Origin of the sequence: Caballeronia sp. PC1 (assembly GCF_021353155.1) — a bacterium.
Lineage (GTDB): Bacteria > Pseudomonadota > Gammaproteobacteria > Burkholderiales > Burkholderiaceae > Caballeronia > Caballeronia cordobensis.
The window spans coordinates 154452-167167 of record NZ_JAJUBH010000001.1 but is presented as its reverse complement, the minus strand read 5'-3'; the positions used below and the strand labels follow the sequence as shown (position 1 = coordinate 167167).

At 64.5% G+C, this 12716-nt stretch carries 13 protein-coding genes; 8 read left to right on the top strand and 5 right to left on the bottom strand.

Annotated elements, in window-relative coordinates; all coding sequences use genetic code 11:
• Positions 1–496: 496 nt before the first annotated feature.
• From urtE to ureG, 8 genes are all read left to right on the top strand, one after another.
• Complete coding sequence (gene urtE, locus LY284_RS00770; protein WP_014192074.1) at positions 497–1189, top strand: urea ABC transporter ATP-binding subunit UrtE; 693 nt, start codon at positions 497–499, stop codon at positions 1187–1189.
• A gap of 30 nt (positions 1190–1219) precedes the next feature.
• Positions 1220–2080: an urease accessory protein UreD gene (locus LY284_RS00765; protein WP_041730573.1), complete on the top strand. Its 861-nt coding sequence runs from the start codon at positions 1220–1222 to the stop codon at positions 2078–2080.
• A 122-nt stretch (positions 2081–2202) separates the two neighbouring features.
• Complete coding sequence (locus LY284_RS00760) at positions 2203–2505, top strand: urease subunit gamma (protein WP_014192076.1); 303 nt, start codon at positions 2203–2205, stop codon at positions 2503–2505.
• A 4-nt stretch (positions 2506–2509) separates the two neighbouring features.
• Positions 2510–2815, top strand: a complete 306-nt coding sequence (locus LY284_RS00755) for an urease subunit beta (protein ID WP_014192077.1) — start codon at positions 2510–2512, stop codon at positions 2813–2815.
• 21 nt (positions 2816–2836) lie between these two features.
• Entirely contained in the window at positions 2837–4543 is a 1707-nt protein-coding gene (ureC, locus tag LY284_RS00750) for an urease subunit alpha (RefSeq protein ID WP_233384146.1), read from the top strand.
• A gap of 6 nt (positions 4544–4549) precedes the next feature.
• Positions 4550–5149 (top strand): urease accessory protein UreE, encoded by a 600-nt coding sequence (gene ureE, locus LY284_RS00745; RefSeq protein ID WP_077157418.1) that lies wholly within the window; start codon positions 4550–4552, stop codon positions 5147–5149.
• Positions 5136–5816, top strand: coding sequence for an urease accessory protein UreF (locus LY284_RS00740; RefSeq protein ID WP_233384137.1), 681 nt, complete (start codon positions 5136–5138; stop codon positions 5814–5816). The genes ureE and LY284_RS00740 overlap by 14 nt, the downstream gene beginning before the upstream one ends.
• Before the next feature lie 8 nt (positions 5817–5824).
• A complete protein-coding gene (ureG, locus tag LY284_RS00735) occupies positions 5825–6475 on the top strand; it encodes an urease accessory protein UreG (protein WP_014192081.1) in 651 nt (216 codons plus the stop codon).
• A 13-nt stretch (positions 6476–6488) separates the two neighbouring features.
• Here ureG and LY284_RS00730 read toward each other — a convergent pair whose 3' ends face one another.
• From LY284_RS00730 to LY284_RS00710, 5 genes are all read right to left on the bottom strand, one after another.
• A complete protein-coding gene (locus tag LY284_RS00730; RefSeq protein ID WP_045450925.1) occupies positions 6489–7292 on the bottom strand; it encodes an FkbM family methyltransferase in 804 nt (267 codons plus the stop codon).
• Positions 7293–7507: 215 nt separating this feature from the next.
• Positions 7508–8830: a lipid IV(A) 3-deoxy-D-manno-octulosonic acid transferase gene (gene waaA / locus LY284_RS00725; RefSeq protein ID WP_045452136.1), complete on the bottom strand. Its 1323-nt coding sequence runs from the start codon at positions 8828–8830 to the stop codon at positions 7508–7510.
• Positions 8831–8862: 32 nt separating this feature from the next.
• Complete coding sequence (locus LY284_RS00720) at positions 8863–9747, bottom strand: Kdo hydroxylase family protein (protein ID WP_014192084.1); 885 nt, start codon at positions 9745–9747, stop codon at positions 8863–8865.
• A 59-nt stretch (positions 9748–9806) separates the two neighbouring features.
• A complete protein-coding gene (waaC, locus tag LY284_RS00715) occupies positions 9807–10802 on the bottom strand; it encodes a lipopolysaccharide heptosyltransferase I (RefSeq protein WP_014192085.1) in 996 nt (331 codons plus the stop codon).
• 137 nt (positions 10803–10939) lie between these two features.
• Positions 10940–12340, bottom strand: coding sequence for a phosphomannomutase/phosphoglucomutase (locus tag LY284_RS00710; protein WP_233384135.1), 1401 nt, complete (start codon positions 12338–12340; stop codon positions 10940–10942).
• Positions 12341–12716 lie beyond the last annotated feature (376 nt).

Here is a 12716-nt window from a genome sequence, read left to right as displayed (position 1 = left end):
CCACTCTTCTCCTCGGGGAACGGCCCTCGCCTAAAAAGTGCCCCCAAAGAAACAACCGGGCTTGGATCGCGCACGGTCTGACAAGCTAGTACGTAAAAGGCACTGGTTCAGCACGAAATAGCTTCGGCACAGCGCTGCGCGCTGCCGTTGGGTATGCCGGGGAAACCCACGCAGACCCGATTAACCCGTCGGCCGCGGAGCGGGCCGGAACTTGAAATGGCTGTACCTGTTTGTTGTGTGGTGCGACGTGGCGGACCGTGCGCGATCCAAGCCCGATTGGGCCTGTGAGGGCACTCTTTAGGCGAGGGCCGTTCCCGGAGGAGAAAAATGGCCAACGTGCGTGTGACCGCGGGCGGTGACAAAGCTGCTTTCTTTGGTGACTTTCTTTGCAGCAGCAAAGAAAGTTACCCCCGCCCCGGGGAGGGGCAGTGCCAATAGACCGACACGAATTCAGGCAATCCACAAAAGCCCAAAGCAAGCACGAGCAAAAACCCAAATGCTAGAGATACAAAACCTGAACCAATACTACGGCGGCAGCCACATCCTCCGCGATGTCCAACTGACCATCCCCGAGGGAAAGCTAACCGTCCTCCTGGGCCGCAACGGCGTAGGCAAAACCACGCTCCTGCGCTGCCTGATGGGCGTAGTGCCGACCAAAACCGGCACCATCACCTGGCGAGAAAAAACGATCTCGACACTGCCCACGCATGCGCGCGTCGCAAGCGGCCTCGCCTACGTCCCACAAGGCCGCGACATCTTTCCCCGCCTCACGGTCGAAGAGAACCTGCTAGTCGGCGCAGCCAGCCGAACCGCACCGAAAAAAATCCCCGACCACATCTACGCGCTCTTCCCCGTACTGAAAGACATGAAGCACCGCCGCGGCGGCGACCTCTCCGGCGGTCAGCAGCAACAACTGGCCATCGGCCGCGCGCTGATGAGCCAGCCCCGCTTGCTGATCCTCGACGAACCCACCGAAGGCATCCAGCCGTCCATCATCCGCGATATCGGCCGCACATTGAGGCAACTCGTCGACGACATGGGCATGACCGTGCTGCTCGTCGAGCAGTATTACGACTTCGCACGCGAACTCGCCGACCGCTATTGGGTCATGAGCCGCGGGGAGATCGTCGCGGGCGGCGCGGGTTCGGAGATGGACGCGCACGGCGTGCGGGAGCTGATCGCCGTATGATGACGGCTTGTCATAGATCGCGGCCCATTCATGCATCGTGAATCGCACACGGCGCTCGCCGATACCAACATCTGGCGCGGCTCGCTCGAACTCGGCTACGCGCGCCAGCATGGCCGCACGGTTTGCGTGCATCGCAAACACGAAGGGCCGCTGCGGCTGCAACGGCCGCTCTATCCGGAAGGCGATATCTGTCACTCGGTGATCGTGCATCCGCCAGGCGGCGTCGCGGGCGGAGACCGGCTAGCCATCGACGTTCGCCTGCAGGAACACACGCACGCCGTCATTACCACGCCGGGCGCGACCAAGTGGTACAAGGCCAACGGCCGGCTCGCGACGCAACGTATCGATATCGCGCTCGCGGCGCATGCGAAGCTCGACTGGCTTCCGCAGAACAACATCGTGTTCGAAGGATCGAACATCGAGCTGGATCTCGATCTCACGCTCGATGAAAACGCGAGCGCCATCGGCTGGGATGCGATGCTGCTCGGCCGCGCCGCCGCCGGTGAACAGTGGACGCAAGGACAGATCAGGGCGCGCTCGCGTATCGCGCATCGCGATGGCCGCACGCTCTGGTTCGAACGCACGCTGCTCGATGCGAACGATCCGCTGCGCGATGGCGCGCAAGGACTAGCTGGCTTTCCCGCTTACGGCACGCTCTGGGCAATCGCCCCCGCTTGCGACGACGCCCTCGCCGAAACCCTCACGGCCCGGCTGCCGTTCGACGACACCCTGCGCGCGGCGGCATCGTGCATTGCGCCGGGCGTGCTCATCGTGCGTGCGATCAGCCGTTCGATGGAACCGCTGCAACGCGCGCTCACCGAGTGCTGGACGCATCTGAGGCCCATCGCGCATCAAGTCGATGCGAAGCCGCTGCGCCTCTGGACCACCTGAAAACGCACCGTTCTGGCGCACGATTGCGCGCCATCGCGGTGCATCCATGCGCGAAACGACTGTGAATACAGCGATGGCACGACTCTCGCTAAGAAGCAGCGGACGATCAAAACAACGAACTCATGAAACTCACGCCTCGCGAAAAGGACAAGCTGCTGATCTTCACCGCAGCCTTGCTCGCCGAACGCCGCCGTGCGCGCGGCCTCAAGCTCAATCATCCGGAAGCGGTCGCGTTCATCTCCGCGGCATTGATGGAAGCCGCGCGCGACGGCAGGACCGTCGCCGAAGTCATGCACTACGGCACGACGCTCCTGACCCGCGACGACGTCATGGAAGGCGTGCCGGAAATGATCCCCGACATCCAGATCGAAGCGACCTTCCCCGATGGCACGAAGCTCGTCACGGTTCATCATCCGATCCCCTGAAAACATGATTCCCGGCGAATATTTCATCGATGACGGCGAGCACGAGCTCAACGCGGGTCGCGAAACCGTGACGGTCGTCGTCGCGAATCATGGCGACCGGCCCGTGCAGGTCGGCTCCCATTACCACTTCTACGAAGTCAACGCGGCGCTGAAGTTCGAGCGCGAGAAGGCGCGCGGTTTCCGGCTGAACATCGCGGCGGGCACCGCCGTGCGCTTCGAGCCGGGACAGGAACGCACGGTCGAGCTCGTCGCGCTCGCGGGCGATCGTCATGTGTACGGCTTCAACGCGCTCGTCATGGGCCCGCTTTAATTCGGAATCCAAAGGACTACTATGACGCTACGCATCGGCCGCCGCGCTTATGCGGAAATGTTCGGCCCGACCACCGGCGACCGCGTGCGCCTCGCCGACACCGATCTCATCGTCGAAGTCGAGCGCGACTTCACGACCTACGGCGAAGAAGTGAAGTTCGGCGGTGGCAAAGTGATCCGCGACGGCATGGGCCAGTCGCAACGCGCCGCCGCCGATGTCGTGGATACCGTCGTCACGAATGCGTTGATCCTCGACCACTGGGGCATCGTGAAGGCCGATATCGGCATCAAGGGCGGACGCATCTTCGCGATCGGCAAGGCCGGCAATCCGGACATTCAGCCGAACGTGAACATCGCCATTGGCGCGGCGACGGAAGTGATCGCGGGCGAAGGCATGATCGTCACGGCGGGCGGCGTCGATACGCATATCCACTTCATCAGCCCGCAGCAGATCGATGAAGCGCTCGCGAGCGGCATCACGACGATGCTCGGCGGCGGCACCGGGCCTGCCACCGGCACCAACGCGACGACCTGCACGCCGGGTCCGTGGCACATGGAGCGCATGCTGCAAGCCGCCGACGGCTGGCCGATGAATCTCGGCTTTCTCGGCAAGGGCAACGCGAGCTTGCCCGCGCCTTTGATCGAACAGGTGAAAGCCGGCGCGATCGGTCTGAAGCTGCACGAAGACTGGGGCACGACGCCCGCGGCCATCGACAATTGCCTCTCTGTCGCCGACGACACCGACACGCAGGTCGCCATCCACACCGACACGCTCAACGAAGCGGGCTTCGTGGAAACGACCATCGCCGCGTTCAAGGGCCGCACGATCCACACGTATCACACGGAAGGCGCGGGCGGCGGGCACGCGCCGGACATCATCAAGGTCGCGGGCGAATCGAACGTGCTGCCCTCGTCCACCAATCCGACGCGTCCGTACACCGTCAACACGCTCGACGAGCATCTCGACATGCTGATGGTGTGTCATCACCTCGATCCGTCGATTGCGGAAGACATCGCGTTCGCGGAATCGCGCATTCGTCGCGAGACGATCGCCGCCGAAGACATCCTTCACGATCTCGGCGCGTTGTCGATGCTGTCGTCCGATTCGCAGGCCATGGGCCGCGTCGGCGAAGTCATCATTCGCACCTGGCAGACGGCGCACAAGATGAAGGCGCAGCGCGGCGCATTGCCCGAAGACAGCGCGCGCAACGATAACTTTCGCGCGAAGCGTTATGTCGCGAAGTACACGATCAATCCGGCGATCACGCATGGCATCGCGCATGAAGTCGGGTCCATCGAAGCGGGCAAATGGGCCGATCTCGTGTTCTGGGAACCGGCGTTCTTCGGCGTGAAGCCGTCGCTCATTCTGAAAGGCGGCATGATCGCGCTCGCGCAGATGGGCGACCCGAACGCTTCGATTCCGACGCCGCAGCCCGTTCATTACCGCGAGATGTTCGCCACGCGCGGCGGCGCGCTCGGCAAGACCTCGCTCACGTTCGTCTCGCAACTGTCGATGGAAGCGCGCATCGCGGATTGCTATGGGTTACAGAAGCAGATCGTCGCGGTGAAGAACTGCCGAAATGTGACGAAAGCCGACATGATTCACAATGCATGGCAGCCGTCCATCAGCGTCGATCCGCAGACCTATCAGGTGATCGCCGATGGGCAATTGCTCACCTGCGAACCCGCCACCGTTCTGCCGATGGCGCAGCGCTATTTTCTGTTCTGACCATTCATGCGTACCATCGACAAACGTCTGACCGCGAAGCTCGCGCCCGTGCTCGTCAAGCGCGCGCCCACGCTGACTCTTCCCTTCGATGCGCGCTGCAAGAGCCGCCTCGCCGCCACGCTCGACAGCGGCGAGGACGTCGCGCTCGTGATGCCGCGCGGCACCGTGCTCGCCGACGGCGACATGCTCGTCGCGGATGACGGCGGCTTCGTGCGCGTGGTCGCGGCGGCGCAAGACGTGCTCGTCGTGCGCGCGCCGAGCGTTCGCCTGCTCACGCGCGCTGCGTATCATCTCGGCAACCGGCATACGCCTGTCGAAGTCGGCGCGGACTATCTGAAGCTCGAAGCCGATGCCGTGCTCGAAGACATGCTCAAGCGTCTGGGCGTGCTGGTCGCGCATGAATCGCAGCCGTTCCAGCCGGAAACCGGCGCGTATGGCGGCGGCCACAAGCACGGCCACGACGAAACCTTCAGCGAAGACTATGCGCTCGCGCAGAAGGTCTTCGACGAGCATCACGGGCACGATCATTCGCACGATCACGACCACGATCACGATCACTCGTCGTGCGGCCACGATCATCATCACCACGGCCATGCGCATCGCTGAGCTTACGGCGCTACTGCATCTCGCGTCGCCGGCGCTGCCGATCGGCGCGTTCAGCTATTCGCAGGGACTCGAAGCGGCGATCGAGCACGGCCTGATTCACGACGGCGACAGCGCGCGCGACTGGATTGAAAGCGGTTTGACGAATGTATTGGCGCGCGGCGAGTTGCCTTTTCTCGCGCATCAGATCGAGCGCTGGCGTCTGCACGACGACGACGCGCTGCTTCAGGCCAACGACGAATACATCGCGAGCCGCGAATCGGCGGAACTCAGACGCGAAACCGAGCAGATGGGCTGGTCGCTCGCGCAGCTTTGCGCATCGCTCGAATGGGGCGATACGGCCCGCCGCGCGACGCTCGCCGCGCTCAGGCCGATCGCGCAGCCGACCGCCTTCGCGTTCGCCGCGTATGCGCACGATGCGGCGCCCGACGCGGCGCTCGCCGCCTACGCGTTCAGCTGGGTCGAGAATCAGGCCGCCGCCGCGCTCAAGGCCGTGCCGCTCGGGCAACTCGCGGCGCAGCGCATCATCGTCGCGTTGCGCGGACCGATCGATGCCGCCGTGCGCCGCGCGCTCGATACCTCGCCCGATGCAATCAACACCTTCGCGCCGCAGCTCGGCATTTTGTCGGCGCGGCATGAATCGCAATATTCACGACTCTTTCGCTCCTGACCCGCACGATGAATGCTCCCGCCTATTCCGCCGCCGCCCGCCGAACCAAGAAGCTGCCGCCCTTGCGTGTCGGCGTCGGCGGGCCGGTCGGTTCCGGCAAGACCACGCTGCTCGAAATGCTCTGCAAGGCGATGCGCGAGCGCTACGATCTCGTCGCCATCACCAACGATATCTACACCAAGGAAGATCAGCGTCTTCTCACCATCGCGGGCGCGTTGCCTGCCGAGCGCATCATGGGCGTCGAGACGGGCGGCTGTCCGCATACGGCCATTCGCGAGGATGCATCGATCAATCTCGAGGCCGTCGATCGCATGGTGTCGAAGTTTCCTGACGCGGATATCGTGTTCATCGAATCCGGCGGCGATAACCTCGCGGCCACGTTCAGTCCCGAACTGTCGGATCTGACGATCTACGTGATCGATGTCGCGGGCGGCGAGAAGATTCCGCGCAAGGGCGGACCGGGCATCACGAAGTCGGACCTGCTCGTCATCAACAAGACGGATCTCGCGCCGCACGTGGGCGCGAATCTCGACATCATGGCGAGCGATGCGAAGAAGATGCGCGGCGAGCGGCCGTTCGTGATGTGCAATCTGAAAGCGCTCGACGGCCTCGACGAAGTCATCGGCTTCATCGAGAAGAAAGGGCTGCTGCTCGCCTGAGCCGCAAAAGCCGCTACGCGAGCGCGATCGAGTTCGATATCGAGACCGCGTTCTCGCCCATCTGCACGAAGTCGCGCTTCATCTCGACGTGCCATTGCAGGAAGTTGCGGCTGTTCGACATGCCGGGCAGCATCCAGTCGTGCAGTTCGATCACGACGACGGGAAACTTGTTCAGCACGTCGCAATGGCGCGAGAACAGGTCCGACTCCGCGCCTTCGATATCGATCTTCAGGATGAACGGCGTCACGCCGGACGGAATCACGTCTTCGAGCGTGAGCGCGTCGACCGCATAGCCTTTGTCGACCGGCTGCTCAGCGGTCCGGAAGGCCCACTCGCCCCCGCCCGGATCGTTGAGATACAGCGTGCCGCGCTTCGCCGCGATCGCCGCATTCAGCGGCTCGATCAACGGGAACGGCGCTGCGTTGCGCTTGAGCAGCGCGAAATTCGATAAATCCGGCTCGATCGCGACGATCTTCGCCTTCGGATACGTCAGCGCATGCCACACGGCGGCCGCGCCGATATTCGCGCCGGCATCGACGATCAGCGGCGTTTCGCACGCCTCGTAGAACGCCATGATCTCCTTCGCGCGAACCAGCCGGTCCGTCGCGTATTCACGCATGAAGAAGATTTGCCGGCAGACTTCGCGATCCGCCTGACACGGCCGGTACTCGAAGCGCCGGTTGCCGGGGAGGACCAGCCCGTGCGCGCCGTAGCGGACGGTGCCCCAGGCATCGGTGGGTCCGCTGGATGGCCGCAGCAGGCGCAAGAGGCCGGGCGGCATGACGTCTTTGACGAGGGACTTGATCAGATCTTGCATGCGAGTCCTCAATGTGAATTGGAAGCACGTTCGCAGGCATCCGGCCACTTGCTGCCTCGCATGGTGCCCGCTAGGGGCGGCCGGGTCGGGGAATCAGTATCCCTCTTACATGAGAAGCGTTCAACCCTCGTTACGGTTCGTCATATGGGGTGGCATCGCCAGTTTTTGTCAGATGATAGGCGGGAAGTTTTGACCGACGCGCGTTGGCAAGACGCCTACTTCCCGACGTCGCTTTCCTTTTCGAGCAGCGCGCCGAGCACGCTCACCGTCCGTTCCGTCGCGCCGCGATGACGCGCCGCGAACGCCGAGGCCGCCGCGCTCATCGCGAGGCGTCTGGCTTTGTCGTTGAAGATTTCACGCAGCCCGCGCGCGAGATCCTGCGGGTCCTGCACGCGCAGCGCCGCGCCAGCCGCGATGGCGTCGTTGGTCGCCTGCGTGAAGTTGAAGGTGTGCGGCCCGATCAGCACCGGCACGCCCGCCGCGCACGCCTCGATCAGATTCTGGCCGCCGAGCGGCAACAGACTTCCGCCAATGAACGCCAGATCCGCCGCCGCGTAGTACGCGCCGAGTTCGCCCATGGAATCGCCGAGCAGCACCTGCACGCTCGCCGGCAACGGCTCGGGCATGTCCGCGCCCGAACCGGCCGCGACGGGCTTCGGCGCCCACACCGAGCGGCGCGCGCTCGTGAGCCCGAGGCTCGAGATCAGCGCGGAGACTTCGTCGAAACGCTGCGGATGGCGCGGCACCAGGATCAGCAGCGCGTCGGGCACGTTGAGCGCCGCGAACGCGCGCAGCACCAGCGTCTCCTCGCCTTCGCGCGTGCTGGCCGCCACCCACACGGGCCGCTCGCCGATGGCCGCGCGCCACGCCTGACCGCGCGCGACGAGTTCGGGCGGCGCGGTCATGTCGAACTTCAGATTGCCGAGCACCGCGACATTGCGCGCACCGAGCGCGGTCAGCCGCTCGGCGTCGGACGGCGTCTGCGCAAGCACGCGCGAAAAACCGCCGAACACTTCGCGCACCGCGCGCCCGAACTTCGCCGCGCGCCGGTACGAGCGTTCCGACATGCGCGCGTTCGTCAGCACGAGCGGCACGTCGGCGCGCTTGCATTCGTCGATGAGCGTCGGCCAGACCTCGGTTTCCATCACGATGCCGAGCGACGGACGCCACGCGCGCAGAAAACGCCGCACGAGCACGGGCAGATCGTACGGAAGATAGCTGCGCAGCACGCGATCGCCGAATAGCTCGATGCCGGTCGCGCGGCCGCTCGGTGTCATGTGCGTGAGCAGGATGCGCGCTTCGGGATGCGCTTTCGACAGCGCTTCGATCAGCGGCTGCGCGGCGCGCGTCTCGCCGACCGACACCGCATGCACCCAGATGAGCGGCGCGAGATCGTCGGCACGGCGCTTTGCAACGTGTCCGAAGCGCTCGCCGATATGCTCGCGGTAGCCGCGCTCCTTGCGCGAACGGATCAGCAGCCGCAGCACCGCGAGCGGCGCGACGATCCACCAGAGCGCCCGGTAGACGAGCCTCAGCACCGCGGCCGAAGCGCTCGGGGAAGCCGCGCCGCTCAAACGAGCGCCCTGCCCTTCAGGCGCTCGAGAATGCCGAGCGGCGCGCACTCGGGACGCGCCATCGCCTTGACGGGCAGGAAGAACGTCTGCTCCATCATGAACTGGCCGGACATCACCGCGTGCGATGCGTGATCGGAGAAGCAGACCCACACCGAGCCGGGCGGGAACGGCATGGTTTCCTGCGGCGAGGTCTTCTGATAGTCGAGATCGGCCTTCATCGCGTCATGCAGATGCAGCATCAGATGGTCGTACTCCGAGCGCTTCGACTTCGTGATGTGCAGCAGATTCATGAGCCACGCCGAACCGGGCGCCTGCGCCTTGATGGCGGGCAGAAAGCGCCTGGCCATGTCTTCGAACGGTTCGCCCACGCGCCACACGCGCGGCGCGCCCTTTGGATTGATGTTCGTGAACACGCGCAGGATGCGCTCGCCGTAGTTCGGGCGCGACGGGAAGGCATCGACGTGCAGGCGGCTGTCGTCCTTGCGCCAGGACGTCTCGCGCGTTTCGACCCGATGCAGCCGCAAGCTCGTGGGCGCGACGCGCAGCTTGCCGTCGTATTCGGGAAAGAGGCCGTCGACGAGCCAGCGCGCATGATCCTGATAGCGCTTGATGAGCGAGCGCACCGCCGACTGCATCACGCTGTCGCCGAGCACGCCGGCGAGCGCGCCGCCGTTGGGCGCGAGGCTGATGTTCTTGCGCTTCGGGTCCGCGATCGCCGGATCGAGCAGCGCGAGTTCGCCGCCATCGATCGGAAAACGCAGATTGGGAAAATACAGCACCTTGCCGTTTTCGACGCCGGCCAGCAACGCCTCGCGCGGCACGGACAGGTTTTTGCCTTGCCAGTCGCCCGATGCGACTTCGATGATTTGAGATTCCGTCATATGTCTACGACCTTGAGTTACCGCGCACGGCGCGCGCCGGGCACGCTATCACGCACGCGCTACAGCAGGCCGAAGCCAGCGAGCGTGCTCTTGACTTCAGACAACGTCGGATGGCGGCTGGCGTCGCCCAGATTGACGACTTGCGGCGACCAGTACCCGCCGGTGCGCCATGCGGTCGAGAAATTGTACAACTCGACGGTCGGGCGCTTCAGCGCCGCGGCGATGTGCACGAGGCCCGTATCGACGCCGACGGTCGCCGCCGCACCGTCGATCAGACCGACGACCGCGGGCAGCGAGAGCTTCGGCGGCACGATCGCGGCCGCGCCGAATTCCTTCGCGAGTTTCTCGCTCGTCGCGCGTTCGGCTTCGCTGCCCCACGGCAGCACGATCGACGCGCCGCGCGTGACGAGCGCCTGCCCGAGCTCGATCCACGCGGCTTCGGGCCATTGCTTGTCCGCGCGCGAAGTGGCGTGCACGAAAACGACGTACGGCACCGGCAGATTCAGCCCGAGCGCGGAGACGGCGAGCGTCGCGCGGCGCGTGTCGAGACCGAAGTCGATGTCGTCGGTCATCTGCGGCGCGGGCAGCCCGAGCGCGGCGGCGACGAGCTGCCGCGTGCGCTCGACGACGTGCGTGCGCGGCGCGATCGGCACACGCCGGTCGTAAAAGAAACGCACCGGCCATTCGTAGCCCGCGCCGTCCGTGCGGTTGCCGAGGCCGACGAGCGGCCCGCGCGCCCAGCTTGCGACCCACGCGGTCTTGATGAGCCCCTGGCAGTCGATCACGAGATCGTATTTCTCGGCGGCCAGCTCGCGCTTGAACTTGCCGATCTCGCGCCAGTTCGCGGGCGATGCGAACCCCTTGCGCCAGCGCCTCAGCGAAAACGGGATCGCGCGACGCACGCCGTGAACCAGCTCGACGAGGCTTGCGAAACCTTCTTCGACGAGCCAGTCGATTTGCACATCCGGATAGCGGCGGCGGATATCGGCGATGGCGGGCATGTTATGGACGACGTCGCCAAGCGACGACACGCGGACGATCAGGATCTTTTGCACGCTGGAATGGAAAGGCGCGGGAGGCACGCGGCGGTGTGAGCGGGAAAACGGGGATTTTAGCGCGGCGCGTGCAACAAAAAAGCAAAAAGCGGCACGGTCATCGACCGCGCCGCTTTCACATCTTCAACCGAAAGCGCTCAGAACGGCAGTTTCGCGTCCGGCTTCTCCGCCAGAATCACCCGGCGGAAATCCTCCTGAATGCGCTTCAGCGCCGCGTCGCTGTCCGCTTCGAAGCGCATCACGACGACCGGCGTCGTGTTCGACGAACGCGCGAGCCCGAAGCCATCCGGATACTCCACGCGCAAACCGTCGATGGTCAGCACGTCGTCCGCGCCGGTGAACTTCGCGTTCTGTTGCAGCTTCGAGATCAGCGCGAAGTTCTCGCCTTCTTCGAGCTTCAACTGCAATTCAGGCGTGGACAGCGAATTCGGCAGATCGTTGAGCAGCTTGCTCGGGTCCGCCACGCGCGAGAGGATTTCGAGCATGCGCGCGCCGGTGTAGAGACCGTCGTCGAAACCGTACCAGCGGTCCTTGAAGAACACGTGGCCGCTCATTTCGCCCGCGAGCGGCGCGCCGGTTTCGCGCAGCTTCGCCTTCACGAGCGAGTGGCCCGTCTTCCACATCAGCGGCTCGCCGCCCTGCTCGCGCACCCACTTCGCCAGATTGCGCGTGCACTTCACGTCATAAATGATCTGGCCGCCCTTGTTGCGCGACAGCACTTCCTGCGCGAACAGCATCAACTGACGATCCGGATAGATGACCTCGCCGTCCTTCGTGACCACGCCCAGACGATCGCCGTCGCCATCGAACGCGAAGCCGATTTCGGCGTCGGTTTCCTTCAGCGCGCGGATCACGTCCTGCAGGTTTTCGGGATGCGCCGGGTCCGGGTGATGATTCGGGAAATTGCCGTCGATCTCCGTGAACAGTTCGACGATCTCACAGCCGAGCGCCTTGAACAGCTTCGGCGCGAGTCCGCCCGCGACGCCGTTGCCCGTATCGACGACGATCTTCATCGCGCGCACTGGCTTCACGTCCGACACGATGCGGTCGAGATACATCTGCGACACGTCGAACTCGGTATAGCTGCCCTCGCCCTGCGTGAGATCGTTATCGACGATGCGCTTGTACAAGCCCTGAATCTGCTCGCCGTAGATCGCGGCGCCGCGCAGCACCATCTTGAAACCGTTGTAGTCGGGCGGATTGTGGCTGCCCGTCACGACGATGCACGAATCCACGCGCCGCTCGCCCGACGGCAAGGGCAGCGGCACGCTCGCCGCGAAGTAGCCGACGGGCGTCGGCACCATGCCGACATCGACGACATCGACGCCCGCCGAGCGCAAGCCGTCCGCGAGCGCGCCGACGAGTTCGGGGCCGGACAGACGGCCGTCGCGCGCGACCACGACCGAATCGCCGCCTTGGCTTCTGATTTCGCTGCCGAACGCCTGGCCGATGCTTTTCGCGACGTCGCGATCGACCGTCTTGCCGACGATGCCGCGAATGTCGTAGGCCTTGAAGATGGATTGGCTGATTTGGCTCATGAGATGGCTACCTCTTCTGTATTAATTTGATGTTTTCCGGCGATGCAGCCATGAGGGCATGCAGGTCGTGACTGTTGGCGCGCCGATGCGGCTACGGGCAAAGCGCGCGAACGGCTGCCAGATGACATGTCGGACGTATCGAATTTTGCCTATGCGTGTGTCAAAGCAATACGAAAGAAACAATTCGAAGCAAATGGAGGCGCGGCCGCAGCGGCGGGCGGGCATCGGTTCGCACTTATAATCGCTGTCTTTCGGCGCTTTCGCGGTCGCGCGCGCCGGGCTCGAAACCCGGTTCAAGCCTGCGCGTTCATTCTAATCCAATGCTCAAACGCTCTTTCGCCTCGATGCCTTCGAATGAGGCGCGTCCGCGCGCAAA

Excerpts from the sequence above, each read along its gene's own strand:
- ureC (WP_233384146.1), top strand. The coding sequence starts at position 2,837 with ATGACGCTACGCATCGGCCGCCGCGCTTATGCGGAAATGTTCGGCCCG.
- ureE (WP_077157418.1), top strand. The coding sequence starts at position 4,550 with ATGCGTACCATCGACAAACGTCTGACCGCGAAGCTCGCGCCCGTGCTC.
- urtE (WP_014192074.1), top strand. The coding sequence starts at position 497 with ATGCTAGAGATACAAAACCTGAACCAATACTACGGCGGCAGCCACATC.
- LY284_RS00755 (WP_014192077.1), top strand. The coding sequence starts at position 2,510 with ATGATTCCCGGCGAATATTTCATCGATGACGGCGAGCACGAGCTCAAC.
- LY284_RS00730 (WP_045450925.1), bottom strand. The coding sequence starts at position 7,292 with ATGCAAGATCTGATCAAGTCCCTCGTCAAAGACGTCATGCCGCCCGGC.
- LY284_RS00765 (WP_041730573.1), top strand. The coding sequence starts at position 1,220 with ATGCATCGTGAATCGCACACGGCGCTCGCCGATACCAACATCTGGCGC.
- ureG (WP_014192081.1), top strand. The coding sequence starts at position 5,825 with ATGAATGCTCCCGCCTATTCCGCCGCCGCCCGCCGAACCAAGAAGCTG.
- LY284_RS00710 (WP_233384135.1), bottom strand. The coding sequence starts at position 12,340 with ATGAGCCAAATCAGCCAATCCATCTTCAAGGCCTACGACATTCGCGGC.
- LY284_RS00720 (WP_014192084.1), bottom strand. The coding sequence starts at position 9,747 with ATGACGGAATCTCAAATCATCGAAGTCGCATCGGGCGACTGGCAAGGC.
- LY284_RS00740 (WP_233384137.1), top strand. The coding sequence starts at position 5,136 with ATGCGCATCGCTGAGCTTACGGCGCTACTGCATCTCGCGTCGCCGGCG.
- LY284_RS00760 (WP_014192076.1), top strand. The coding sequence starts at position 2,203 with ATGAAACTCACGCCTCGCGAAAAGGACAAGCTGCTGATCTTCACCGCA.